Source organism: Streptomyces sp. NPDC059010, assembly GCF_042740355.1.
GTDB lineage: Bacteria > Actinomycetota > Actinomycetes > Streptomycetales > Streptomycetaceae > Streptomyces.
The window spans coordinates 218792-243226 of record NZ_JBHYJA010000013.1 but is presented as its reverse complement, the minus strand read 5'-3'; the positions used below and the strand labels follow the sequence as shown (position 1 = coordinate 243226).

The 24435-nt window shown below is 72.5% G+C and carries 18 protein-coding genes and 1 pseudogene; 12 read left to right on the top strand and 7 right to left on the bottom strand.

Features of this window, described 5'->3' with window-relative positions; all coding sequences use genetic code 11:
- Positions 1-374 precede the first annotated feature (374 nt).
- The gene (locus ACFWYS_RS16650) at positions 375-680 is read right to left on the bottom strand and encodes a hypothetical protein (protein ID WP_384768552.1); all 306 of its coding nucleotides are present in this window, start codon (positions 678-680) and stop codon (positions 375-377) included.
- Positions 681-995: 315 nt separating this feature from the next.
- On the opposite strand from ACFWYS_RS16650, the gene ACFWYS_RS16645 reads away from it, so the two are divergent.
- Genes ACFWYS_RS16645 through ACFWYS_RS16610 form a run of 8 tightly spaced genes read left to right on the top strand, consistent with a single transcriptional unit; the run spans position 996 to position 10429 of the window.
- Positions 996-2135, top strand: a complete 1140-nt coding sequence (locus ACFWYS_RS16645; protein ID WP_384768521.1) for a glycosyltransferase — start codon at positions 996-998, stop codon at positions 2133-2135.
- On the top strand, positions 2132-3592 hold the full coding sequence (locus tag ACFWYS_RS16640) for an exopolysaccharide biosynthesis polyprenyl glycosylphosphotransferase (RefSeq protein ID WP_384768518.1): 1461 nt from the start codon (positions 2132-2134) through the stop codon (positions 3590-3592). Before ACFWYS_RS16645 ends, ACFWYS_RS16640 begins: the two co-directional genes overlap by 4 nt.
- Before the next feature lie 36 nt (positions 3593-3628).
- Positions 3629-4987, top strand: coding sequence for an O-antigen ligase family protein (locus ACFWYS_RS16635; RefSeq protein WP_384768515.1), 1359 nt, complete (start codon positions 3629-3631; stop codon positions 4985-4987).
- A 23-nt stretch (positions 4988-5010) separates the two neighbouring features.
- A complete protein-coding gene (locus ACFWYS_RS16630) occupies positions 5011-6723 on the top strand; it encodes a lipid II flippase MurJ (RefSeq protein WP_384768513.1) in 1713 nt (570 codons plus the stop codon).
- Complete coding sequence (locus ACFWYS_RS16625) at positions 6713-7519, top strand: polysaccharide deacetylase family protein (protein WP_384768510.1); 807 nt, start codon at positions 6713-6715, stop codon at positions 7517-7519. The genes ACFWYS_RS16630 and ACFWYS_RS16625 overlap by 11 nt, the downstream gene beginning before the upstream one ends.
- Positions 7516-8658, top strand: coding sequence for a glycosyltransferase (locus tag ACFWYS_RS16620; RefSeq protein WP_384768508.1), 1143 nt, complete (start codon positions 7516-7518; stop codon positions 8656-8658). Before ACFWYS_RS16625 ends, ACFWYS_RS16620 begins: the two co-directional genes overlap by 4 nt.
- Complete coding sequence (locus ACFWYS_RS16615; RefSeq protein ID WP_384768505.1) at positions 8655-9320, top strand: lipopolysaccharide biosynthesis protein; 666 nt, start codon at positions 8655-8657, stop codon at positions 9318-9320. The genes ACFWYS_RS16620 and ACFWYS_RS16615 overlap by 4 nt, the downstream gene beginning before the upstream one ends.
- Complete coding sequence (locus tag ACFWYS_RS16610; RefSeq protein ID WP_384768503.1) at positions 9317-10429, top strand: GNAT family N-acetyltransferase; 1113 nt, start codon at positions 9317-9319, stop codon at positions 10427-10429. Before ACFWYS_RS16615 ends, ACFWYS_RS16610 begins: the two co-directional genes overlap by 4 nt.
- Here ACFWYS_RS16610 and ACFWYS_RS16605 read toward each other — a convergent pair.
- Together ACFWYS_RS16605 and ACFWYS_RS16600 are read right to left on the bottom strand one after the other, a co-directional pair.
- Positions 10420-11643 (bottom strand): glycoside hydrolase family 26 protein, encoded by a 1224-nt coding sequence (locus ACFWYS_RS16605; protein ID WP_384768500.1) that lies wholly within the window; start codon positions 11641-11643, stop codon positions 10420-10422. The genes ACFWYS_RS16610 and ACFWYS_RS16605 overlap by 10 nt on opposite strands.
- A 107-nt stretch (positions 11644-11750) precedes the next feature.
- The gene (locus ACFWYS_RS16600) at positions 11751-13694 is read right to left on the bottom strand and encodes an AMP-dependent synthetase/ligase (protein ID WP_384768497.1); all 1944 of its coding nucleotides are present in this window, start codon (positions 13692-13694) and stop codon (positions 11751-11753) included.
- Between the two features lie 136 nt (positions 13695-13830).
- Here ACFWYS_RS16600 and ACFWYS_RS16595 point away from each other — a divergent pair, with 136 nt between their 5' ends.
- Entirely contained in the window at positions 13831-14448 is a 618-nt protein-coding gene (locus ACFWYS_RS16595; RefSeq protein WP_384768494.1) for a chorismate mutase, read from the top strand.
- Here the strand turns inward: ACFWYS_RS16595 and ACFWYS_RS16590 are convergent.
- The 3 genes from ACFWYS_RS16590 to ACFWYS_RS16580 form a co-directional block, all read right to left on the bottom strand.
- Positions 14439-15992 carry a von Willebrand factor type A domain-containing protein gene (locus ACFWYS_RS16590; protein WP_384768492.1) on the bottom strand — a complete coding sequence of 518 codons (1554 nt, stop codon included), beginning with the start codon at positions 15990-15992 and terminating at the stop codon, positions 14439-14441. The two genes, ACFWYS_RS16595 and ACFWYS_RS16590, sit on opposite strands and share 10 nt — an antisense overlap.
- A 147-nt stretch (positions 15993-16139) precedes the next feature.
- Positions 16140-17012 (bottom strand): ABC transporter permease, encoded by an 873-nt coding sequence (locus tag ACFWYS_RS16585; RefSeq protein WP_384768489.1) that lies wholly within the window; start codon positions 17010-17012, stop codon positions 16140-16142.
- Positions 17009-19660: a CocE/NonD family hydrolase gene (locus ACFWYS_RS16580; protein WP_384768486.1), complete on the bottom strand. Its 2652-nt coding sequence runs from the start codon at positions 19658-19660 to the stop codon at positions 17009-17011. Before ACFWYS_RS16580 ends, ACFWYS_RS16585 begins: the two co-directional genes overlap by 4 nt.
- Positions 19661-19874: 214 nt before the next feature.
- Here ACFWYS_RS16580 and ACFWYS_RS16575 point away from each other — a divergent pair, with 214 nt between their 5' ends.
- The 3 genes and pseudogenes from ACFWYS_RS16575 to ACFWYS_RS16565 all read left to right on the top strand — a co-directional run bounded on the left by ACFWYS_RS16575 (position 19875) and on the right by ACFWYS_RS16565 (position 22733).
- Complete coding sequence (locus ACFWYS_RS16575) at positions 19875-20606, top strand: hypothetical protein (RefSeq protein ID WP_384768483.1); 732 nt, start codon at positions 19875-19877, stop codon at positions 20604-20606.
- A 152-nt stretch (positions 20607-20758) separates the two neighbouring features.
- A pseudogene (locus ACFWYS_RS16570) lies at positions 20759-21844 on the top strand (FxsB family cyclophane-forming radical SAM/SPASM peptide maturase); the annotation flags it as partial.
- A 43-nt stretch (positions 21845-21887) separates the two neighbouring features.
- Positions 21888-22733: an aminoglycoside N(3)-acetyltransferase gene (locus tag ACFWYS_RS16565; protein WP_384768481.1), complete on the top strand. Its 846-nt coding sequence runs from the start codon at positions 21888-21890 to the stop codon at positions 22731-22733.
- A 51-nt stretch (positions 22734-22784) separates the two neighbouring features.
- Here the strand turns inward: ACFWYS_RS16565 and ACFWYS_RS16560 are convergent, their stop codons facing one another.
- Positions 22785-24182: an APC family permease gene (locus ACFWYS_RS16560; RefSeq protein WP_384768478.1), complete on the bottom strand. Its 1398-nt coding sequence runs from the start codon at positions 24180-24182 to the stop codon at positions 22785-22787.
- Positions 24183-24435: the final 253 nt, after the last annotated feature.

The window sequence follows — 24435 nt, the reverse complement described above, 5'->3', positions numbered from 1 at the left end:
CTATCCGCGGGGGCTTCCCGGGTTGACTTTGTGGGGGTTTGGGTGGGGGGCGGGCCGGGGCGCGGCGCCGCCCGCGCGCCACAGTGAGGGAGCGCCGGCAAGGAGGAATAAGCGCCCATTCAAATGGACTAACGCCGCCACCCGGCCACGGTCACCCCACGTCATTCATTCGGCCCAATGAAGCGAAAACCCGTTTATGCCCCCGGATATGCCGAAGGGGGGGGGGGCCGCCCGGGGGGGGGCGCCCCGCCCAAAAAACCCCCGCGGGGGGCCTAGGGGGGGGAATTGGGGGGGCCCGGTGGCCGTGCGGAGCCGGCCCGGAACAACGAGCCGATGGGCGACGAAGTCGAGGTACGAGTCGCCTGCCTGATCGCCTACCTGTTGATCGGAAGTCCACCGAGCAGCTGACCGTCGACGGGGTTCGGCAGGGTGCCGCCGAAGACGGGGGTCTTCACCACACCGGACCGCTTGACGCCCTTCTTCACACCGTCCGTCGTGCTCTTGACGTTGTTGCCCACGTAGCCCGTCGGCAGCTTGGCGGCGGAGGGGAGGCTGCGGGCGACCGTCTTCCCGTTGTCGACGAGGCCCTGCGCCGGTACGTCCACCGCGGCGGCGGGACCGGCGACTCCGGCAACGGCGAGGGAGCCTGCGACGACCGCGGCAGCCTTCAGGTTCTTCATCATGTTCCTTTCCTGGTGACTCGACTTCAGTAACTCGCGTACGCCACAGGGGATTTCACAGCACAGGCGCCGCGAGTGACTCGGTCTCGGTTCTCCTGGGCTAACGAGAGGGTGTCGCTCGGGAAACTCTGCGGCCGACAACTTCCAGGAACTCATACGAAAAGACCCGTTGGCTCCAATCGGGTGGGATCACGCGAGAAAGAACTCGGATCGCGCCGATGTTCCGACATGATCGGCTGCTTGGCAGATAAATATGGATAAGTGGCTGGTGCCGCGCTGGTTCGGACTCTTTTCTGTGGAAGGGCAGCCTCGGTCATGCGTATTTCGGCGCCCCACATCCTGCATGTCGCACAGCCCGTGGCGGGCGGTGTCGCGCGGGTCGTGACGGACCTGGTGGCGGCGCAGGTCGCCGCGGGACTGCGGGTGACGGTGGCCTGTCCGGCGGGCGGCACGCTGGCGGAGTCCCTGCGCGTGCCGGGCTGCACGGTGCTGCGCTGGGAGGCGACCCGTGCGCCGGGGCCCCGACTGCCGGGCGAGGTACGGCTGTTGGCGCGGCTGGTGCGCGCGGTGCGGCCCGATCTGGTGCACGCGCACAGTGCGAAGGCGGGGCTCGCGGCACGGCTCGCGGTGCACGGCCGGGTGCCGACCGTCTTCCAGCCGCACGCCTGGTCGTTCGAGGCCGCGGGCGGCGTCGTCGCGCGGCTGGCGCTGGGCTGGGAGCGGTTCGGGGCGCGGTGGGCGACGCGGGTGCTGTGTGTGAGCGAGGCCGAGCGGCGTACCGGTGAGGGGTGTGGGATCGCCGCCTCGTGGCGTGTGGTCCCCAACGGTGTCGACACCGTCAGGTTCCGGCCGGACGGGGACAGCGCGCGGCCGGGGGCGGGGCCGCTCGTGGTGTGTGTGGGCCGGCTGTGCCGTCAGAAGGGGCAGGACGTGCTCCTTGCGGCCTGGCCCGAGGTGGTGCGGCGGGTGCCCGGGGCCCGGCTGGTGCTGGTCGGCGACGGGCCGGACGCGGAGCGACTGCGCTCGGAGGCGCCCGCGTCGGTGGAGTTCGCCGGGGCCGCCGCCGACGCCGCCCCCTGGTACCGGGCCGCCGACATCGTGGTCCTGCCGTCCCGCTGGGAGGGCATGGCGCTGGCGCCGCTTGAAGCCATGGCGTGCGCCCGGCCGGTCGTCGTCACGGACGTGGACGGGGCGCGCGAGAGCCTGCCGCCCTCCCCTCCGCCGTCCTGCCTGGTGCCGCCGGAGGACGCCGGCGCGCTGGCCCGGGCGCTGACGACGCTGCTGCGGGACGAGCCGCTGCGCGCGGAGCTGGGCGCCCGCGGCCGTGCCCATGTGCTCGCCGCCCATGACCTGCGGCGGGCCACGGAGGCGGTAACCGACGTGTATCGCGAGTTGCTCGGCGTCGTCCCCACGCCGGTCGTACCCAACGAGGGCAGGAAGTGCATCACCACATGACCGCGGAAAGTTCCGTTGCCTCGCCCGCGGGGCAGCAGCGGGCGCCCGAGGGCGCCTTCTCCGTTCCCGCGCCGGGCGGCCTGGCCGTCGGGCGCCTGCCGTTCGCCGGGCGGACGGTCCGTCGTCCGCGGCGCACCCCGGTGTTGCTGTGGCTCGTCGACGGCGGCGCCGTCCTACCGGCCGCCCTGGTCGTGCCCGCGCCGCACAGACATCCGCTGGTCCTCGCCCTGCTGGCGCTCGGTGTGCTCGGTCTGAACCGGCGGGCCTCGCTGTACGACACCTCGATCGTCCCCGGCGTCCTCGACGAGATCCCGGTCGTCTGCGGCCGGATCGCCGTCGGCTGGGCGGCGGTTCTGGCGCTCTCCCCGCTGCGGTCGCTCCCGATGACCGTGCTGGTCGCGGCGGTCGCCGCGCACTGCGGGGCCGCCTGCGCGGGCCGCGGCGCCGTGCACGCGCTGCGGCACCGGGCGCTGCGGCGCCGGCCCTGTCCCGCCCTGGTGGTCGGTCCGCTCGCCACGGCCCGGCGCGTCGCGGCCACGCTGCTGCGCCACCCGGGCTGCGGCGTCCGTCCGGTGGGACTGGTCGCCGACGACCTGGAGATCCTCGGCGACACCGGCCACGAGCTCGGACTGCCGGTGCTCACCACGGTGCTTCAGGCGCGTCGGGCGCAGATCCAGAACGGCGTGGAGACGCTGCTCGTGGTGGGGGCCGCCACCCGGGTGGAGAAGGCGGTGCTGCTGCGTGGGCTGGCCGCCTACGGGTGCGAGGTGTGGGAGCTGGACGCGGATCCGTCGTACGGCTTCGACGGGCGCCGTGACCGGGCCGGGCAGCTGGCCGGGTTCTCGCGCAGGTCGCTGGGTGCGGGCGGCGGACGGCGCCGCGGCAGTGCGGGCAAGCGGGTGCTGGACCTGGTGCTGTCGGGCTCGATGCTGGTGCTGGCCGCCCCGGTGCTGCTGGTGTGCGGGCTCGTGCTGTGGGCCATGGACGGGCCCGGCGTGGTGTTCCGGCAGGAGCGGATCGGCAAGGACGGACGGCCGTTCACCATGCTGAAGTTCCGCACCCACCGGCCCGCCAGCGCACACGAGGCGGCGACCCGCTGGAGCGTGGCCAACGACCAGGACATGAGCCGGTTCTGCCACTTCATGCGCCGCACCTCGCTGGACGAGCTGCTGCAGCTGTGGAACGTCTTCCGCGGCGACATGAGCCTGGTCGGGCCCAGGCCCGAACGGCCCTATTTCGTCGCCAAGTTCAGCCGGGCCTACCCGGGCTATCCGGCGCGCCACCGGATGCGGACCGGGATCACCGGGCTCGCCCAGGTCCACGGGCTGCGCGGCGACACCTCGATCGAGGACCGGTGCCGCTACGACAACGCCTACATCGACAACTGGTCGCTGTGGCAGGACATCTGCATCCTGGTGCGCACGGCGGCACAGTTCGTACGGCCGTCGGGGAGCTGAGCGCCGGTGAGCACTCCGTCGGCGACCACTTCCCCGATGACCGTTCCCCCGCTCGTGCCGTCGCCGCCCGCGCCGCTGCTGCGCCGGGCCGGCCCCGTGCTGTCCGCGCTGCCGGTCGTGGCGGTCGTCGTCCTGCTGGCGCTGCCGGTCGCACCGGACAGCCACGCCACGGCCGCCGACCTGGCCTCCGGGCTGGCCGTGCTGTGCGCCGTACTGCGGACCACGCGGCGGGCTCGGCGGCCGCTGACGCGGACCGCGGCGGTCGTGCTCGGGCTGCCCGTGGTGGGCATCGCGGTCGCCGCGACAGGGGCCGTGACCAGCGCGGACGCCATCGTCGGACTCGCCCGCCATCTGCAGGTGTTCGTGCTCGTCCCGGCCGCGGTGCTGCTGCTGGTGCGCGACCGGAAGGGCGCCCGGCTGGTGCTGTGGTCCCTGGTCGGGCTCGCGCTGTGGCAGGGGGCCGTCGGGGCGCACCAGTACCTCACCGGGACCGGGGCGTCGTATCAGGGCGCCTACATCCGGGCGGTGGGCACGTTCGGGCCGGCCGACGTGATGGGGATGGCCACCGTCGTCGCACTCGGGGTGGTGGCCGCGACCGGGCTGGCCCTCGGGTCGGCGGCGCGGCGGGCGCGGGTCGTGGCGGCCGTGGCCGCACTGGTGCTGCTGGTGCCGCTCGCGCTGTCCTTCAGCCGGGGTGCCTGGATCGCCACGGCGATCGCCTGCGGGGCACAGCTGCTGATGGCCGGGGTACGGCGGGCGGTAGCGGTGTTCGCGGCGGCGGTCGCGGCCTCGGTGGTGCTGGTGGGCGGGCTCGGCGTGGGCGCGACCGCGCTGCAGGACCGGCTGACCAGCATCACCCGGGTCGCGGACGCGCCGGACCAGTCGGTCGTCGACCGGTACACCATGTGGGCGGCGGCGGCCGGCATGTGGCAACGGCACCCGGTGACGGGCGTGGGGCTGAAGGCCTTCCCCGCCCACCGGGACGGACATGCCTCGCTCGCGCTGTCCTCGGGCAGCGACACCTCGGGCGCGGGCCAGGCCTACCGGCGGGTGCCACTGCTCTCCCCGCACAACATGTACCTGCTGATCCTCAGCGAGCAGGGCCTGCTGGGCCTGGTCACGGTGGCGGGCAGCTGGCTGGCCCTGCTGGTGTGCGCACTGCGCCGACTGCGCGGCAGCGGGCACGCCCACGACTGCGCGCTGCCGGTGTGCGGGCTGCTCGTGTGGCAGCTCGTCAACTTCCTGTACGCCGACATCGGCGGGCCCTCCACGGCCCTGACGGCCGTCTGCTTCGGCCTCGCCGCCTGGTGGGCACTGTCCGCCGAGCACACGCCGACCGGAGGCAGGCCGACCGAGCGCACACCGGCCGGGGCCGCCGAATCGGGCGCGCGGTGAGGCCCGGGGGCACGCCCGACCCGGTGACCGGGACAGGCACAGGCACAGGCACCACAGGTACCCGCACCGCCCCCAAAGCCCTGACCACCCCCACCCTCCACCCCACCGCCTCGGCCCGCTTCCTCGCCAAGGCGACCCTCCTGTCCGCCACCCTCTCCCTGGTCGGCGCGCTCCTCGGTCTCGGCCGGGATCAGGCGCTCGCGCACCTCTTCGGTGCCGGGGCGGGCACCGACGCGTTCCTGGTGGCCTGGACCGTGCCGGAGATGGCGGCGACGCTGCTGATCGAGGACGGCATGGCGTTCGTGCTGGTGCCCGCGTTCAGCGTGGCGTTGGCGCGGCGGGCACTCGGGCTCGGCTCCTGCGATCCCGTACGGGCCCTGGTCGCCGCCTCGCTGCCCCGGCTGTGCCTCGTGCTCGCCGGTACGGCCGCCCTGCTCGCGGCCGGGGCGCCGCTGGTGGTGTCCCTCCTCGCGCCCGGTCTGACCGACCCGTCCCTCGCCGTGTCCTGCACCCGGCTGACGGCGACCTGCGTACTGAGTTTCGGGCTGGCCGGGTACTGCAGTGCGGCGCTGCGGGCGCACCGCAGCTATCTCGCTCCGGCCGCGATCTACATCGCCTACAACATCGTGATCATCACGACGATGTTCGTCGTCGGTGAGCGCTGGGGCGTACGGTCCGCCGCGCTCGGGGTCGCGCTCGGCGGGTGCCTGATGGCCGTCGTACAGGCGCCGTCCCTGTGGCGGCGGATCGCCGGGCGGGCGCACCGGCCCGCGCCCGCGTCCCCCTGCCCTCCCGCATCCCCGTGCCCGTCCACGTCCGCGTCCGCTTCCCTTTACGAAGGGCCCGGTGGGCGGTCTCTCGCGCTCGGGCTCGTCTGCGCGGTGCTGCTGTTCACCCTGTGCCGGCAGTCGCAGGTCCTGATCGAGCGCTTCTTCGCCTCCGGGCTGCCCGCCGGGGCCATCTCGCATCTCAACTACGCGCAGAAGGTCGCCCAGTTGCCGATGTCGCTGTCGCTGATGGTGTGCGTGGTGACCTTCCCGGTGGTGGCGCGGGCCATCGCCGAGGGCGACACGCTGCGGGCCAGGGAGCGGGTCGAACGGGATCTGGTGCTGATGGCCGGTCTGGTCCTGCTCGGTGCCGCCGTGGTCGTGGCGTGTGCGCCGCAGATCATCCAACTGCTGTTCCAGCGGGGTGCGTTCACCGCCCAGGACACCGCCGCCACGGCCGCCGTCATGCGGGTGTACGCGCTCGGGCTGCTCGGGCACACGCTGGTGGGCGCGCTGGTGCGGTCGTACTTCTCGGCCGGGCGGACCACCTGGTACCCGCTGGGCGCGATGGGCGTGGGCGCCTTCGCCACCGTCGTGATCAGCGCCTGGGCGGTGGACTCCTGGGGTGCGCGCGGTATCGCGGCGGCCAACGCGGCAGGTATCACCCTCACCGCGCTGCTCCTGCTGCACGGCCTGGGCCCGAGCAGTGTGCCCGTGCGGGTCCGCCGGGTCGTCGTCGAGCTGGCCCGGCCGGTGTGCGCGGCGCTCGGCGCCACCGGGGCCGGGCTGGTCTGTGCGGGGCTGTTCGTCTCGCCCGCGGCGTCGGTCGCCGCCTGCTGCTCCGGCGCGACCGGCGTCTTCCTGCTGCTGGCGTGGTTCCTCGACGCGGCCGGCACCAGGTCCCTTCTGCTTTCCGTCACGCATTCCTTCCACAGCTCGCTCACACGAAAGCTTCGCCATGGTGGCTGACATCTCCGCCGCGCCCCGCGCGGCCGAACCCGACCCCGAACCTGCCGCGGACATCCGCCCGAACCGGCGTTCCGCCGCCTGGGTGGCCATGTACCACTCGGTCTCGGACTGCCCGGACGACCCGTACAACGTCACCGTCACCCCCGCCCGCCTGGAACGGCAGCTCGCCTGGCTGGCCGGTCGCGGTCTGCGCGGGGTGAGCATGCGGGAACTGCTCGCCGCACGCGCGCGGGGTGCGGAGCGCGGCCTGGTGGGGCTCACCTTCGACGACGGATACGCCGACTTCGTGACCGAAGCCCTGCCGGTGCTGCGCCGCCGGGGTTTCACGGCCACGGTGTTCGTGCTGGCCGGGATGCTCGGCGGCGAGAACGCCTGGGACGCGGGCGGCCCGCGCAAGCCGCTGCTCGACGCGGACGGCGTCCGCCTCGCCCGGGCCGCCGGTATGGAGATCGCCTCCCACGGGATGACCCACACCGACCTGACCGGGGCCGACGACCGGGTCATGGACACCGAGACCGGCGAGAGCCGGCACCTGCTCATGGCGCTCACCGGCGACGACGTCGACGGCTTCTGCTACCCGTACGGCCGTCTCGACGAGCGCGCCACCGACGCCGTACGCGACGCCGGTTACCGCTACGCCTGCGCGATCGCCCCCGGCCCGGCCGGCTCCGGCGACCTCGCGCTGCCCCGCATCCACGTCGGCCAGTCCGACACCCCGGCCCGGCTGGAGCTGAAGCGCCGGCTGGCCCGGGTCTGCCGCCGCACCCTGGACGCCCGTGCCCTGGAGGTCGTGTGAAAGCCCTGCATGTCATCACCGGCCTCGGCGTGGGCGGTGCGGAACAGCAGCTGCGCCTGTTGCTGCGTCATCTGCCCGCACAGTGCGACGTGGTGACCCTGACCAACCCCGGCCCCGTGGCCGAGGGCCTGACCGCCGACGGTGTCCAGGTCACCCACCTCGGGATGACCGGCAACCGCGACATCGGCGCGCTGCCCCGGCTGACCAAGCTGATCCGCGCCGGCGGCTACGACCTGGTGCACACCCATCTGTACCGGGCCTGTCTCTACGGCCGGATCGCGGCGCGGCTCGCGGGAGTCGAGACCGTCGTGGCCACCGAGCACTCGATCGGTGCCACTCACCTTGAGGGCAGGCCGCAGAGCGCCGGAGTCCGCGCCCTGTACCTGGCCGGCGAGCGCCTCGGCCGTGCCACGGTGGCCGTCTCGCCGACGGTGGCCGAACGGCTGCGGCACTGGGGGGTGCCCGGCCAGCGCATCCGTGTCATCCCGAACGGCATCGACGCGACCCGCTTCCGCTACGACGAGGCGCGCCGCAGGCAGGCCCGCGCGTTCCACGGGCTGCCCGAGGACGCGTTCGTAGTCGGCGGGGTCGGACGCCTCACGCCTGGCAAGCGCTTCGACGTGCTGCTGCGGGCGCTGGCCCTGCTGCCGCTCGGCGTACGGCTGTTGCTGGTCGGCGGCGGGCCCGAGAAGGAGGCGCTGCGGCGCACCGCCCGGGATCTGGGGGTCGCGGGCCGGGTGGTGCTGACCGGCGAGCGGCCGTATCTGCCCGACTCCCGCGACGAGGCGCCCGACCTGGTCTCCCTGCTGTCCGCGATGGACGTGCTCGCCTCGCCGTCGCCGGAGGAGTCCTTCGGGCTGGCCGTGGTGGAGGCGCTGGCGGCCGGGCTGCCCGTGCTGTATTCGAGCTGCCCGGCCGTCGAGAACCTGCCGCCGGACGCGGCCCCCGGGGCCCGGCGCGTCACGGGCGGCGCGGGGGCGTACGCGCGGGAACTGCTGCGGCTGCGGGCGGCGGGCCCGGGCGAGCGGGCCGTGCCGGACGCCGTGCACCGCTACGACATCGAGGGCACCGCCCGGCAGCTGATGGATCTGTACACGGCCGCTCTGTCCGGCTCGACCTCGGAGGTGAGTTCCTCATGACGGACAACCCCGCTGCGCGTCCCCCGCTCTTCGACCTCGCACGCCTCACCCGGCCGTCCCCGTGGTGGTGGCTGCCGGCCGGCGCGCTGCTCGGTGCCGTGACCGGTGGCACGTACGGGCTGCTGCGGCCGCCGGAGTTCACGGCGACCAGCTCCGTCGTCGTCGTGCCCAACGGCGCCACCGACGCCGACCGCACCGACGCGCTCGGCTTCGCGCAGGCCTACGGCCGGGTGGCCACCCAGCTCGCGGTGCTCGGGGACGCGCAGGTGTGGGCGGGCGTACCGGTGTCGACGCTGCGCAAGAGCGTGGACGTCGCGACCTCGCCGGACGCGCCGATGATCGCGGTCTCGGCGACGTCGTCGAGCCCCGGCCAGGCGGTCGACATCGCCAACGCCGTGTCCCGGGCGCTGCTCACCCAGGCGGACCACACCAAGGACGACACCGGCATCAAGCTGGAGCGGCTGTCCCGCGCCCTGACGCCCACCGAACCGTCGTCCGCGTCCGCGGCGCTGACCGCGCTGGTGGGTGCGAGCGCCGGAGGTCTGCTGGGCGGCCTGGCACTGCTGGCCAGGCCGCGGCGGGGCGCGGACGGCGACGACCCGGGCCGGGCGTCGGTGCCCGGACCGGCGGGCGCCGCCGACGCCCACGGAACGCTCGGGTGACCGCGCCCGGCCGCGCGCTGTCGGTGGAGCTCTGCACGGACGAGCGCGAGTTCGCGGCGCTGGCCGGGGAGTGGGAGCGCCTGCACCGGGCGTGCCCGTCCGCGACGCCGTTCCAGAGCCACGACTGGCTGCACTCGTGGTGGCTGTCGTACGGCAGACCCGGCCGACTGCGGCTCGTCCTGGTGCGCGGGGGCGGTGAGTTGGTGGCGGCGGCCCCGCTGATGCGGGTGCACCATCCGCTGCCGGCGCTGGTGCCGCTCGGCGGCGCCATCACCGACCTGTGCGATGTGCTCATCGACGACGCGGTGGCCGCGCCGGGCGCCGGGGCGCTGGCGGACGCGCTGACCGAGCTGGCCCGCAGCGCCCTGGTCGACTTCCGTGAGGTGCGGCCGGGCGGTGCGATGGAGCGGGTCTACCTGTGCTGGCGCGGGCCCCGGCACCGGATGCGTGACTCGGTGTGCCTGGAGCTGCCCGCCGCCCCGATGGACGAGCTGGCGGGACGGCTGTCGTCGCGGCACGCCCAGCGGCTGCGCAACAAGGTGAACCGGCTCACGCGGCTCGGCGTCGAGTGGCGCGTGGTGCGCCCCGAGGAGACGGAGGACGCGCTGCGCCGGCTCCTTGAACTGCACCGGCTGCAGTGGCAGGGCAGACGGATGTCGTCGGAGCACATGCGGCCGCGGTTCCTGGAGCACCTGGTCCGGTCGGTGGGCCCGATGGCCCGGTCCGGGCAGGCGGCGGTGATGGAGTTCCTGCTCGACGGGGCCGTGATGGCGGTCAATGTGAACCTGCTGTCAGGAGGGCTGGCGGGCACCTATCTGTACGGCCTCGATCCACAGCTGCGCCAGCGCAAGGTGGACGTGGCGGTGATGCTGCTGCACGCGTCCAGCGAGCACCTGACGTCCCTCGACGGGCGCCGGGTGCTGAGCCTGCTGCGCGGCGACGAGTCGTACAAGTACCGCTGGCACCCGGAGACGGTCGTCAACCAGCGCTTCCTGCTGGCCCGGCGCCGCACCGCACCGCTCCTGGCGGCCGCCGCCGGTGAGGCGGCCGTCCGCCACCGGGCCAAGAAGGTCCTGCGCGGGAACCATCGCCCCGCGCATCACCGATAGCGCTCCGCCCGCGTGGCCGTCGGCTCCGGCGGCATGACCGGTGTCGGGCTCGGCCCGGGTTCCGGACGGGGCAGCAGGGGGCTGGAGAGCAGGTCGCGGTAGAGGGCGGAGGCGTGGGGGTTGTCGGAGCACAGCCAGACGCCGTGCGGGCAGTAGTCGGTGATGGTGTTGTACAGCGGCTTGTACTGGTCCATCCACGCGAGCATGCGCAGCATGTACCTGATGTTGTCGCCGTTGCGGAACAGACCCCATTCCGGATACGAGATCGGCTTGCCGTGCTTGCGTGCGAAGTCCACGTGGTGCTGGAGGCCGTACGGCTCGGACACCTGCTCGTCGAAGTCGAGCCCGTGCGGCTGGTCGTAGGCGTCCATGCCGATGACGTCGACGTACTCGTCGCCCGGGTAGCACTCGGGCCAGGGGATCGCGTCCATGCCCCGGCTCGGGGCGAAGTCGAACTTGAACTTCTGCCCGGGGACCGAGCGCATGACGGTGACGATGCGCTGCCAGTACCGCTTCCAGGCGTCGGGGTCGGGCCCGCAGCGGTGGGTGTAGGTGATGCCGTTCATCTCCCAGCCGAGCACGACCACGGTGTCCGGCACTCCCAGGGCGACCAGCCGCTTCGCCAGCACCTCGAAGTGCTCGTCGAACGCGCCGGACGCGGCGTGCCGAAGCAGCTCTCTGACCTCCGGGTCGGGCAGGTGCTCCTCGTTGCGTTCCATCATCGGGACGTTGAGGACGAGCATCCGGTCGTCCTTGGCCCGCCGCCACTCGGCCCAGCTGTCGAGGAAGCCGTGCGCGCCCTCGATGTTGCTCCACAGGTCCCCCGGCAGGTAGGTGTGCCCCACCCGCAGCTCATGGCCGCCCAGCCAGCGGCCGAGCTGCTCCATGCGCTCCAGTCCGACGGGGCCGTAGTGCAGGAACGCCCCGAAGGCGGGGCCGTACGCGGCCACTGACTGCGGGGCGTGCGCGGGCCCGGGCGGCGTGGGTGCCGTGCCGAGATCGCCGCGCGGCTCCGGGCGGTGATCGACGGGCGGTGCCGGTGATTCCTCGGCCCGCGGCGCCGACTGCGTCACGGGCTCGGGATGCCGCGGTTCGGCATGGGGTGCGGTGTCGGCCCCGAAGGCCGCGCCCGGGGCGAGCGCCGCCGAGGCGACCACTCCGGCGGTGATGAACGCCAGTCCTCTGAGTGTGGACCGGCGACGGTCAGGGGCCATGTGTCCTCCTTGGCGGCAGCTCCTCTCACTTAGTGATAAGTAGTCATATCCACTGCCGTCGCACCAATGGAGCGCGCCCGAACGGGCCCGGCCCTCCGAACGGACCCTCACTTGCCGTACAGCGCCTCGATCTCCCCCGCGTAAGCCGACATCACCGCGTGCCGCTTCACCTTCAGGGACGGTGTGAGCATGCCGTTGTCCTCGTTGAACTCGCCCTCCACCAGGGCGAACGCACGGATCGACTCGGCCCGGGAGACCGCCTCGTTGGCGTAGTCGACGGCCCTTTGGACGTCGGCGCGCATCCGGGGATCCCGGATCACCTCGGCCGGCGGGGTGTCGGCGGGCATCTTGCGTACGGCGAGCCAGTGGGCGACCGCCTCCGGGTCGAGGGTGATCAGGGCGCCGATGAAGGGGCGGTTGTCGCCGACGACCAGGCACTGGCCGACCGGCGGGCGGCTGCGCAGGCGGTCCTCCAGGACGGCCGGGGAGACGTTCTTGCCGCCGGAGGTGACGAGGATGTCCTTCTTGCGGCCGGTGATGGTGAGGTAGCCGTCCTCGTCGAGGGCGCCGAGGTCGCCGGTGGCGAACCAGTCGCCCTGGAGCACGGCGTCGGTGGCGGCCGGGTTGTTCCAGTACGAGCCGAAGACGATGCCGCCCCGGATGAGCACCTCGCCGTCCTCCGCGATGCGGACGGCGGTGCCGGGGACGGGCCGCCCGACCGTCCCCGGGCGGGGCTTCAGGGGCGGGACGATGGTGGCGGCGGCCGTCGTCTCGGTCAGGCCGTAGCCCTCGTAGACGAGGATTCCGGCGGCGTAGAAGAACAGGTTGAGGTTGCGGTCCAGCGGGGAGCCGCCGCTGATGGCGTAGCGCATCCGGCCGCCGAGTTCCTTGCGGATACGGCGGTAGACCAGCAGGTCGTACAGGGCCCAGGCGGCGTAGAGGCCGGGGCCGGGGCCCCTGCCGGTGCCGAGGAACTTGTTCAGGTAGGCCTCGCCGAAGCGGACGCCGATGCGGTCGGCGCGGTCGAAGGAGGCGCCGCGGCCGATCTTCTCCGCCGTCGCGCGGCCGGTGTCGTGGATCTTCTCGAAGAGGTACGGGACGCCGACGAGGAAGGTCGGGCGGAACTCCTGGAGGGCCGGGCGGAGCTCGTCGGGCTTGATGCTCGGGCAGTGGCCGATCTCGATGCGGGCCATCAGACAGGCGATCTGGAGGGTGCGGCCGAGGACGTGGGCGAGCGGGAGGAAGAGGAGCGTCGAGGCGGTCTGGCGGGTGACCTCCTTGAAGATCGGGTGCAGCAGCTCGACCGTGTTGGCGGCCTCGGCGTGGAGGTTGCCGTGGGTGAGGACGCAGCCCTTCGGCCGGCCGGTGGTGCCGGAGGTGTAGCAGACGGTGGCGATGGTGTCGGGGGTGAGAGCCGCGCGGCGTTTGGTGACCTCGTCGTCCTGGAGGTCCTGGCCGAGGGTGGTCAGCTCGGTGAGGGCGTTGCCCGCTGCGGCAGCAGCTGATGTCTCGGTCAACTGCCATGTGCGCGGGGGCTGTTGGTGACCGGCCGTGCCGGTCGTCACCGTCTCCGTGTTCTCCTGCGTCTCGGTGACGACGTAACGGGCGCCCGAGTCGCGGACGATCCACTCCACCTGGTCGGCGGAGGACGTGGCGTAGATGGGGACGGTCTGGCCGCCGGCCGCCCAGATGGCGAAGTCCAGGACCGTCCACTCGTAGCGGGTGCGGGACATGACGGCCACCCGGCCGCCGGGTTCGAGGCCTGCCGCGATCAACCCCTTGGCCACGGCGGTGACTTCGCGGGCGAAGGCGACGGCGGTGACGGGGTGCCAGGTGTCGCCCCGCTTGCGGCGCAGGACCACGGCGTCGGGGGCCTCGGACGCGTTGGCGTAGGGCAGGTCGGCGGTGGTGCCGGTGGCCGGCCGCGGTGCGAGGGGCGGGGTGCGGGCCTCGCGGACCACGCCTTGGGCGTCCTTGACGATCTCGACCTTGGTGCGGTCCATCAGATCGGCGCGCTGCTTCGCCCGCTTCAGATCCTTGCGTACGCCCATGTCGGCTCCCGGTGCCAGTCGGACTTACTCGGGAGTCAACTTACTCATGCGTAACAGAAGGTCAATGGGTCGGACGCAGGGACCGTGGGCGCGTCGGTACGTTGCTGTACGACCATCCCCCACGGAAGGGAACCCCGTGCACTCCCGACGTCTCCGGTCCGCCCTGGTCGCCGCCTGCGCCACCGTGGCCATATCCCTCACCGGCGCCGCACCGGCCGCCGCGTCCCCCTCGACTCCGGTGCGGGCGTCCTCCGTCGCCCCCGGACTCACCCCGCTGACCGACCTGTTCGCCGAGCGGCTGCTGGTCGCCGACAAGGTGGCCGCCGCCAAGTACGGCACCGACAAGCCGATCGACGACCCGGTGCGCGAGCAGCAGATCCTGGACGACGTCGGCGCGCGGGCGGCCGGGCTCGGGCTGGACCCGCAGGCCGTACGGGCCGTCTTCCGGGACCAGATCGAGGCGAACAAGCTGGTCCAGCGCGGCCTGTACGCGCGCTGGGACGCCCACCCCGAGGAGCGGCCCACCGAGCGCCCCGACCTGGTCAAGGAGGTGCGGCCGGTGCTCGACCGCATCACCACACAGCTGCTGGCCGCGCTGACGGACACGCAGCGGCTGCGCACCTCGCCGTCCTGCGAGCCGCGGCTCTACATCGCGGCCGCCCGGTCGGCGTACGGCCATCAGCTGGACGTCCTGCATCTGAAGGGGCTGCAGCGGGCGGTGCCCTCGGTGTGCGGGGGCGCCGGTCAGTCCTGACCGGTGAGTTCGCTCGCCCGGCCGATGGCGTCGGCGAGCCGGCGTACCTCCTCGTCCTCCGTGGTGGTCGCCAACTCGTCGGCGCGGTCGGCCAGTTCGCCGAGGTCGGTGGTGCCGGGCAGGCTGGTCCAGCGGTCGTCGCCGCGCCGGAGGGCGTCGGCGAAGTAGGCGGCCGTGGCCGTCACCTGGAAGCGGGGGCTCGCCCGCCGGACGGAGTCCTCCAACGAGTCGGTCTCCAACTGGCCGGACTCCTCGTGCGGGGTGCGGGTCCTCGGGTCGAGCCAGCGGACGCTCGCCGTGGCCAGGTGGCCCTCCGTGCCGGGCCTGGTGCGGACCGCGTAGAGGGCGGTGACCGTGTGGCCGGGGCCGATCTCGCCGCCGTCGACGCTGTCGTCACGGAAGTCCTCGTCGGCGACCTGACGGTTGTCGTAGCCGATGAGACGGAAGTCGGTGACGGTCCCCGGGTCGAAGGCGACCTGCGCCTTGGCGTCACGGGCGGTGAGGTCGATGTTGCGGGGGAGGTCGTCGCAGAAGACCTTCCTGGCCTCCTCCTCGCCTGAGACGTACACCGTGTGGCCGTCGCCCTTGTCGGCCAGGCGTTCCATCAGGGCGTCGCCGTAGTCGCTGCCGACGCCCACGCCGAAGAGGGTGATGCCGTGTTCGCGGCGTTCGGAGGCGATGCGTTCGAGGATGGTGTCGGCGTCGGTGTCGCCCGTGTTGGCCAGGGCGTCGGAGATGAGGACGACGCGGTTCGTGGCGCCCTCCCGCAGGCCCTCCTCGGCCGTTTCGTAGCCCGTGTCCACGCCCGCGCCCAGGTTGGTGGAGTCGGTGGGTTCCAGGCCGTCGATCGCGTCGTGGATGTCGTCCCGGTTGCCGCCGAGGCGGGTCATCGGCAGAACCTGCTCGGCCTCGTCGCTGAAGGTGACGAGGGCGACCGAGTCGTCGTCGCGCAGCCGGTTCGTCATCACGCCGAGGGAGTCCTTGGCGAGGTCCAGGCGGCCCGGTTCGGCCATGGAGCCGGAGATGTCGATGACGAAGGTGAGGGCGGCGGGCGGGCGTTCGCCGGCGTCGGCGGCGGGGCGGGTGGCCAGGCCCACGCGGACCAGGGACCAGTCGTCGCGGTCGGTGCGGGCGCCGTCGACGGTCACCGTGAAGCCGTTGCCGTCGGGACGGTCGTAGTCCTGGCGGAAGCTGTTGACGAACTCCTCGGGACGGACCGTCGACGGGTCGGGCAACCGGCCCTCGGCGAGGGTGCGGCGGGCGTAGCCGTAGGAGGCGGTGTCGACGTCCAGGGCGAAGGTGGAGAGATGATCGGGGGCGGGGGCGAACTCGCGGGACTCCGACGAGTCGTCGTCGCCGTTCTTCTGCTCACCCGAGCCACCGCTGCCGTTGTTGCCGTTGTTGCCGTCAGGGGCCGGGTAGCCGGTGCGGTAGGAGCTGTCGTCCGCCTTGGAGTGTCCGCTGTCGCTTGCCCCGCAGCCGGTGAGCAGCAGCCCTGCCGCGGCCACGAGCGCGCACACCCCTCGTATGCGATGTCGGTCCATCGTCCGTGCCCCCTTGGTCCGTTGACGTCGACTTCTGTGACTGTGACGGGCCAGGGGGCCGGAACGTGCGCTACGGAGCGTTGCGGATGAGTCTCGAAGAGGGCACGGTGACGCCCCGTCGAGACCGGTGGGTGATCCTCCGTTGACCTACGACACCACGTCCTTGCGGGCAAAACCGCGGAAGGCCAGCGCGAACAGGATCAGGGCGTACGTTACGGAAATCGCGGTGCCCTGGATCATGCCGGACCACTCGGCGCGCGGCTGGACGGCGTCCGCCCACGCGAACTGCCAGTGCGCGGGCAGGAAGTGGCGCCAGTCGCCGAGGGCGGTCACCGCGTCGAGGACGTTGCCGACGATGGTGAGGCCCACCGCGCCGCCGACCGCGCCGAGCGGGGCGTCGGTCTTGGTCGACAGCCAGAACGCCAGTCCCGCGGTGACCAGTTGGGACACGAAGATGTACGCCACGACCACCACGAGGCGCTGCGCCGCCGTCCCCGTGTCGAGCGAGCCGCCGGTCGGGATCTGCAGCGGACCCCAGCCGTACGCGGCCGTGCCGACCCCCAGCGCCACCAGCGGCAGCATCAGCATCGCGGCCAGGCTGAGCCCCAGTCCGACCACGAGCTTGGACCACAGCAGACGGGCCCGGGGCACGGGGGCGGCGAGCAGGTAGCGCAGGGAGGACCAACTGGCCTCCGAGGCGACCGTGTCCCCGCAGAACAGCGCGACCGGGATGACCAGCAGGAAGCCCGCGGAGACGAACAGGTTGACCGCGGCGAAGTTGGCGCCGGACGCCGTGGCCGTGTCCATCAGGGTGATGCGGTCACCGCCGCCGTCCGGCTCGCCGCCGATCGCGAACGCGGCGACCAGCACGAACGGCAGGACGGCGAGGATGGCGAACATGACCTGGGTGCGGCGTCGCTTCAGCTGCCGGATCAGCTCGACGCGCAGCGGCAGCGTACGGCCCGCCCGGTAGCCGGAGGCGACCTCGGTGCGCGCAGTGCTCTCGGCGAGTGTGCTCATGCGGAGCCTCCGATCAGGGTGAGGAAGGCGTCTTCCAGCCGTCGGTGCGGGCCGACCGACTGGACGGGCACTTCGAGCCGGACGAGTTCGGCGACCAGGCGCTGCGCGCTGCCGTCGGGGTCGAGCCGGACCAGGATCCCGTCGTCGGTGCGCACGGCCGAGGCCACGCCCGGCAGGGCGGCGACCTTCTCGACGACCGGCTCCTCCACCGCCGTGGCGGTGCCGACGAGCAGCGTGTCGCCGGAGCCGATGATCTCGCCGACCGGGCCCGCCTGGACGAGCCGGCCGCGGTCCATGACCACGAGGTGGGTGCAGGACTGCTCGACCTCCGCCAGCAGATGGCTGGAGACGATCACCGTGCGGCCGGCGGCCGCGTAGCGGATCATCACCTGGCGCATCTCGCGGATCTGCGGCGGGTCGAGACCGTTGGTCGGTTCGTCCAGGATGAGCAGGTCCGGCAGGCCGAGCATGGCCTGGGCGATGGCCAGGCGCTGGCGCATGCCCTGGGAGTAGGTGCGGACCGCGCGGGCCAGTGCGTCGCCGAGGCCGGCGATCTCCAGGGCCTCGTCCAGGTGGGCGTCCTCGGCCGGGCGGCCGGTGGCCCGCCAGTACAGCTCCAGGTTCTCCCGGCCGGACAGGTGCGGCAGGAAGCCCGCGCCCTCCACGAAGGCGCCGACCCGGGAGAGGACGGGCGCGCCGGGGCGGATCGCGTGGCCGAAGACCCGGACCTCACCGGCGTCCGGCTTGATCAGGCCCATCAGCATGCGCAGGCTCGTCGTCTTGCCGGCGCCGTTCGGGCCCAGCAGACCCAGCACCTGCCCCTTCTCCACCCGGAAGGACAGGTCCCGTACCGCGTACCGGTCCTGCGAGCCCGCGTACCGCTTGCTCAGGTCGGTGATCTGGAGCGGGACTTCGGCCAGCTCGGGGTCGGGGGCGGGGGTGGCGGTACGGCGGCGGGCCGTCAGCAGCAGGGCGAGGGCGATCGCCACGGCGGTGAGCGGCAGCCACCACACCCAGGACGGGAGCGGGGCGGCGGCGGTGCTTACGCCGGGGGCCGTCGGAACGGACAGGTCGCCCTTCAGGGAGACGGTGTATGTCGCCGGGGCGGCCGGGGAGGCGTAGCCGAGGTCTGTGGAGGACAGGACCAGGCGCAGCCGGTGGCCCTTCTCGATGCCGTAGTCGATGGCGGGGAGCGTGAGCGTCACGTCCTTGCCGGACTTGGCGTTCTCGACGCGCACGGGTGTGACCAGCTGCGACGGCAGTACCTGCTGGGTGCCGTCGGGGCCGACGTCGTAGACCTTGGCGAAGAGCACCGCGTCCTCGCTGGTCGACTTCACGTGCACGGTCGCCGTCGGGGAGCCGGTGATGCGCAGGTTGTCGCCGACCGGCGCCGACTGGAAGCGGGCGAACTGGCCGGGGAAGTCCAGGGACACCCCGACGCCGAGCGAGGAGAGCTGGGCGAGTCCGCCGCTGCCGCCGAGGCCGGGCAGGGCGGAGACGGCGGGCGGGTTGGCGCCGGCCGGGTTGGCGAAGCTCTGCTCGCGGCCGGTGAGGGCGACCGACTCACGGCCGCTCTCCAGGCCGGGGTAGGTGTCCGCGCTCGCGCCCCGCAGCAGGGCCTGCCCGTCGGTGGAGTCGACGCCTCCGGTGCGGGTGACGCGGAAGGCGGGGCCGGTGTCGGCGCTCTTGTCGCCCTTGAGGTACCGGTCGAACCAGGACGTGACACGGGCCTGGATCCGGCTGCTCTCCATGTCGCCGCCGTCATGGCCGCCCGAGATCCAGTCGACGTCGACGGGGGCGCCGTTGGCCTTGATCGCTTTCGCGGCGGCGTCGGCCTGGCCGAGCGGGAAGAGGGAGTCGGACTGGCCCTGCACCAGCAGGGTGGGCACCTTGATCCGGTCGCCGACGGCCGACGGCGAGCGCTCCTCCAGCATGGTGCGGGCCTGCGCGTCCGGGATGCCGGACTCGGCGACCCGGTCGTACATCTGGCAGATCTGCGTCTCGAACTTCTCGCAGCCGCCTGCCGAGTTGACGAAGATGCCCGCCCAGAGCTTTTTGAACACGCCGCTCGGGAACAGGGCGTCCGCGAGGTTCCAGTACGTGATCGCCGGGGCGATGGCGTCCACCCGGTCGTCGTGGCCAGCGGCCAGCAGCGAGATGGCGCCGCCGTAGGAACCGCCCGCCATGCCGACCCGCGGGTCGCCCTTCTTGTCGAGCTCGACCTGGGGCTGCTTCGCCAGCCAGTCGAGCAGCCTGGAGACGTCGGCGACCTCGCCCTTCGGGTCGTTCAGCCCGACCTTCCCGGTCGACCTGCCGAACCCGCGGGCCGACCAGGTCAGTACCGCGTACCCGTCCCGGGCGAGGTCCTCGGCCTGCTGCCGTACATCGCCCTTGCTGCCGCCGAAGCCGTGCGCGAGGAGGACGGCGGGGCGGCGTCCACCGGATCCGGCCGTGAAGTACGAGGTGTCGATCCGCACCCCGCCCCCCATGTCCATGACCCGCTCGGTGCTGTGCACCCGTGGCGCGTCGTCATCGGCGACGGCCGTCCATGTCCCGGCCCCGGCGAGGACGACGACGCAGGCCGCGGCGGAGACCCACCACCGCGGCTTCCGCCCCCGCCCCCGCAGTCCGGGCAGTCGAAGATCCATGTTTCAACGGTACGGGGTGAACCTGTCGGGGAGTTATCGACCAGAGAGCGAACCGGGGGACCTCCCAGGGGCGTACGAGACCGCCTCGGCGTACCGCGTCCGTGGTACGCGGGACCGCCGCATGATGTCCGGAAACGTACCTGGGCGGGACATTCCTCCGCTGTCAAACTGTGCGGCACTGAATGCCCTGCTGAACGAAAGCGGGAACAACTACATGACACGTGGCACCGTTCTGCCGGGATCAGGCCATCTCGACGACCGCCAGCGCCGCATACGACGTAGCCCGCTTCTCTTCACCACACCTGTCGCACTGGTCGCCGTGCTGATTTCCATGGCGATCTGGGAAATAGCCAGGATGAATCTCTCTCCGGCCGGCAGGGATCATTGGCCGTGGCGGTTCACGCTGCTCACCCAGGAAGCGCTGTCCAGTCTGCTGGCCGTGGCGATCGGTTTTGTCTTCGCGCGCGCCCAGTACGCGCGGACCGTACGGCCGATCGTCGGCTGGGACTCGTACGTGAGCAAGGAAAACCGGGCCATGAGCAGCAGTTTGGTCTGGGTCGTGCGAGTCCGTAACGGGGGTATGCACAGCGCCATCCTGGAGAGCGTCGCCTACCACGTGCAGCCGAAAGGTGAACGGATTCCCGCCGCGGACATCCAGTGGCAGGGATTCGAGGACGCCATTGCCACGCTCGAATCACTGGGTCTGCGCATCGGAAAGGACTTCGATCTGAACGCGCTGGGCCCCGGATCGCCGCTCACCGTGGCGGGCGAGCGATCTGGGGTGCATGTGGCCCGTCTTTCCGTGGCGGCGATCTCTTTGCTCGACAATTTATATGTCCGGGTACGTGTGATCGATGCCGTAGGAGATACCCATGAGCGAATCGTTCACTGCCTTCGAGCGGCCGAAGTCGAAATACGCAGCGCTCGCGCCACCGACGAGTTGTGAGCAGCCCGCGCCAACGACCGAGCACCACACCCCGGAACCCTGGGCGATGACGAATCCGGCACCCGAGGCGGAGGCTCACGACGATGACCGAGGCTGGCCCGCCACATTCCAGTCCTGCATCTGAGGCGGACGCGGCGGCCCATTCCGCACCGCTGCGGCAACTCGTCCTCAAGGTGCACAGCCGCTGCGATCTGGCCTGTGACCACTGCTACATCTATGAGCACGCCGACCAGAGCTGGCACGGCCGGCCACCGGTGATGTCCGACGAGGTGATCGCGCAGACCGCCGCCCGTATCGCCGAACACGCCGCCGCCCACCGGATCGGCACCATGCACGTCATCCTGCACGGTGGTGAGCCGCTGCTCGCGGGGCACACCCGGCTGCGGCATATCGCGGAGGAACTGCGCCGGGTCCTGCCGGGCCACTGTGAGCTGGACCTTCGTATCCAGACGAACGCCGTACGACTGGACGAGCGCTTCTGCGAGCTGTTCCTGGACCACGACATCAAGGTCGGTGTCTCGGTGGACGGCGACCGGTCGGCGCACGACCGGCACCGCCGCTTCCGGGACGGCCGCGGCAGTCATGACCAGGTGGTGCGTGGCGTACGGCTGTTGGGGCAGCCCCGCTACCGGCATCTGTTCGCCGGGCTGCTGTGCACCGTCGATCCGCAGAACGATCCGCTGCGGGTCTACTCCGCCCTCCTGGAACTGGCCCCTCCCCGGATCGACTTCCTGCTGCCGCACGCCACCTGGGACCAGCCGCCCACCCGTCCGGACGGCAGGGCCACCCCGTATGCCGACTGGCTGATCACCATCGCCGAGGAGTGGTTCGCGACCGGGCGTCCCGTGCCGGTGCGGCTCTTCGCCTCGCTGCTCAGCCTCCTTTCGGGCGGCCCGAGTTTCGTGGAGTCCCTGGGGACGGCCTCGGTCGATCACGTGGTGGTCGAGACGGACGGCACCATCGAGCAGGCCGACTCGCTCAAGACGGCCTACGACGGCGCACCGGCGACCGGCATGGACGTCTTCTCCCACAGCCTCGACGAGGTCGCCGACCACCCCGGACTGCGCGAGCGCCGCCGGGGGCTCGCGGACCTGTGCGCGACATGCAGGGCGTGCCCGCTGGTGCGGGTGTGCGGCGGCGGCCTGTACGCCCATCGCTTCCGCTCCGGCAGCGGGTTCGACAACCCGTCGGTCCACTGCCCCGACCTGACCGAGCTGATCGGTCATTTCCGCGACCGCGTCCCGGCGTCCGCCCAGGGGCGCGGGAGCTGACAGGGGAATCATGGCGCGCAGACCCGACGGCCCCGCGTACCGGTCGGCCCTGGACGAGGAGACCCTGACCGCCGAACTCCACGCCCTCGGAGTCCGCCCCGGCACGGCCCTGCTCACCCACTCCTCGCTGCGCGTCCTGGGCCCGGTCCGGGGAGGCAGCCGGGCGGTCGTGCGCGCACTGCGGGCCGCGCTCGGCCCGGCGGGCACTCTGGTGGTGCCCACCTTCACTCCGGAGAACTCCGACACCTCCCCCGTCTACCAGCGCAGGGTACGGGGGCTGACCCCGGCGCAGGTGGCCGAACTGCGGGGCCGGATGCCTCCGTTCGACCCCGCGCGCACCCCGGCCCGGTCGACCGGGCGGCTCGCCGAGGAGGTGCGCACGCATCCCGAGGCACTGCGCAGCGGTCATCCCCAGACCTCGTTCGCGGCCATCGGCCCGCTCGCCCGGCACCTCGTCCGCGGCCATGCACCGCGCTGCCACCTCGGCGAGGACTCCCCCCTGGCCAGGCTGTACGACGTGGGCGCCGAGGTGTTGCTCCTCGGGGTGGGCTTCGACTCCTGCACGGCGTTCCATCTGGCCGAGTACCGCGTGCCGGAGCGGCCGTTGCGTGAGTACCGCTGTGTGATCCGGGACCAGGGTGCCCGGACCTGGTGGAGTTACACGGACGTGGCGCTCGACGACAGCGACTTCGCGGCCGTCGGCGCCGCCTTCGAGCGGAGCGGGGCGCTCGTCCGCACCGCCCGGGTGGGCCGGGCCACGGCACGGCTGTTCGCCCTCAGGGCCGCGGTCGATCACGCGGTCGGGTGGCTCCCCGTCCACCGCCCGGTCCACCGCCCGGGTCCCGGCCGGGGCTAGCCGGGACCGGTCGTGGACCCGTCGTGGGACCCGTCATCGCCCCGGCCCGGCTCAGGTCCGCGCGTCCTCCGGGAGCGTCACCAACCAACGGGTCTCGCGGCGCGGGCGGAGGTACAGCGCCCAGTACAGGGTGGCCACGGCCGTGATGCCGCCCGTCCAGAGCAGATACTCCGGCTCCTGCCTGCTCAGGATGTAGACGAGGACCACGATCAGCAGCACCGGCATCGCCGGCCACAGCGGCATCCGCCAGGCCGGGGTGTGCCGGTGGGCGCCACGGCGGGCCGACAGGGCGGCGACCGCGACGAGCAGGTACATGCCGGTCACCGAGACACCGGTGACGCCGTACAGGGTGTCGAGGTTGACGAAGCACAGGGCGGCGCCGGGGACACCGACGGCGAGGGTGGCGACCCAGGGGGAGCCGAAGCGGCCGAGCCTGGCGAGGACGTCGTTGACCGGCTGGGGCCAGGCCTTGTCGCGGGCCGAGGCGAACAGGACGCGGGAGTTCTGGATGACCATCACGATGCCCGCGTTGATGATCGCGAGGGCCACGCAGAGGCTGACGAAGGTGCCGACCGCCGTGTTCGACCAGGCGGTGACCATGGCGGAGATGTCGCCGCCGGTCAGCTCCCCGATGTCCGACGCGCCCAGGGTGATGGCCACGACCGGGACCAGGATGATCACGGCGGAGATGGCGAGGGTGGCCAGCACCGTGCGGGCGACGTTGCGGCGCGGGTTCTCCAGTTCCTCGGAGAGGTAGACGGCCGTCGAGAAGCCCTGGGTGACGAACAGGGCGATCGCCAGCCCGGACACGACCAGCAGGGCCGTCACGGTGTCCGTACCGCCGTCCGCGCCGGCCACCTCCATCGAGACCAGGCTGCCGGGGCCGCGCTCGGCATGGGCGAAGCCCAGCACCGCCACGACGCCCGCGGCGATGACCTCCAGCACCAGGAAGACGCCGGTGATCCAGGCGTTGGCGCGCAGGTCGAGCAGTCCGGCGAGGGTGGCGAGCAGCATGACGCCCGCGCCGGTCATGGCCGGGTCCAGGTGGACGATCGGGGCGAGGTAGTCGGCGGTGCCCATCGCGATCACCGGCGGGACGACCATCACGACCAGCAGCGACAGTACGAAGACCAGCCAGCCCGCGAGGCGGCCGGCCAGCGTGGAGACCATCGCGTACTCGCCGCCCGCGCTGGGGATGAGGGTGCCCAGCTCGGAGTAGCAGAACGCCACGGCGATACAGAGGAGGGAGCCGATGGCGATCGTCAGGGCGGTCGCGGTGCCCAGCGAGCCGAACAGGTCGGGGACGACCACGAAGAGGGTGGAGGCGGGCGTCACGCAGGAGAGCGTGAGCAGGGTGCCGCCGACCACGCCGATGGAGCGCTTGAGCTTCTGAGGGCCGTCCGACGCCTCGACTGCGGCGCCCTCGACGGGGGTGAGGGTGTCGGTCACGAGGGGGATGCAACATCGACGGAAACCATCGCGTCAATGGGTGTTCACCTACGGAATCCGTGGCTTCGAGGCCCTCTTTCACGCGTTAACGTCGCATCAAGGCCGCATACAGGGCGGCTTGCACGGGTGCGGGAACCGCAGCGCGGGCGCACAAAAAAGTGGGGGCCGGCCCCCGGGCGCCGGCCCCCGGCCGGAGGCGGCCCCACTCCCGCGGCGGGGGGGGGGGTTGGGGCGGGAAGCCCAGGGGACCCCC

Bases quoted from the DNA above. Each gene is read 5' to 3' on its own strand.
- ACFWYS_RS16650 (WP_384768552.1), bottom strand. From the start codon at position 680: ATGAAGAACCTGAAGGCTGCCGCGGTCGTCGCAGGCTCCCTCGCCGTT.
- ACFWYS_RS16645 (WP_384768521.1), top strand. From the start codon at position 996: ATGCGTATTTCGGCGCCCCACATCCTGCATGTCGCACAGCCCGTGGCG.
- ACFWYS_RS16640 (WP_384768518.1), top strand. From the start codon at position 2,132: ATGACCGCGGAAAGTTCCGTTGCCTCGCCCGCGGGGCAGCAGCGGGCG.
- ACFWYS_RS16635 (WP_384768515.1), top strand. From the start codon at position 3,629: ATGACCGTTCCCCCGCTCGTGCCGTCGCCGCCCGCGCCGCTGCTGCGC.
- ACFWYS_RS16625 (WP_384768510.1), top strand. From the start codon at position 6,713: ATGGTGGCTGACATCTCCGCCGCGCCCCGCGCGGCCGAACCCGACCCC.
- ACFWYS_RS16615 (WP_384768505.1), top strand. From the start codon at position 8,655: ATGACGGACAACCCCGCTGCGCGTCCCCCGCTCTTCGACCTCGCACGC.
- ACFWYS_RS16605 (WP_384768500.1), bottom strand. From the start codon at position 11,643: ATGGCCCCTGACCGTCGCCGGTCCACACTCAGAGGACTGGCGTTCATC.
- ACFWYS_RS16600 (WP_384768497.1), bottom strand. From the start codon at position 13,694: ATGGGCGTACGCAAGGATCTGAAGCGGGCGAAGCAGCGCGCCGATCTG.
- ACFWYS_RS16590 (WP_384768492.1), bottom strand. From the start codon at position 15,992: ATGGACCGACATCGCATACGAGGGGTGTGCGCGCTCGTGGCCGCGGCA.
- ACFWYS_RS16585 (WP_384768489.1), bottom strand. From the start codon at position 17,012: ATGAGCACACTCGCCGAGAGCACTGCGCGCACCGAGGTCGCCTCCGGC.
- ACFWYS_RS16580 (WP_384768486.1), bottom strand. From the start codon at position 19,660: ATGGATCTTCGACTGCCCGGACTGCGGGGGCGGGGGCGGAAGCCGCGG.
- ACFWYS_RS16575 (WP_384768483.1), top strand. From the start codon at position 19,875: ATGACACGTGGCACCGTTCTGCCGGGATCAGGCCATCTCGACGACCGC.
- ACFWYS_RS16565 (WP_384768481.1), top strand. From the start codon at position 21,888: ATGGCGCGCAGACCCGACGGCCCCGCGTACCGGTCGGCCCTGGACGAG.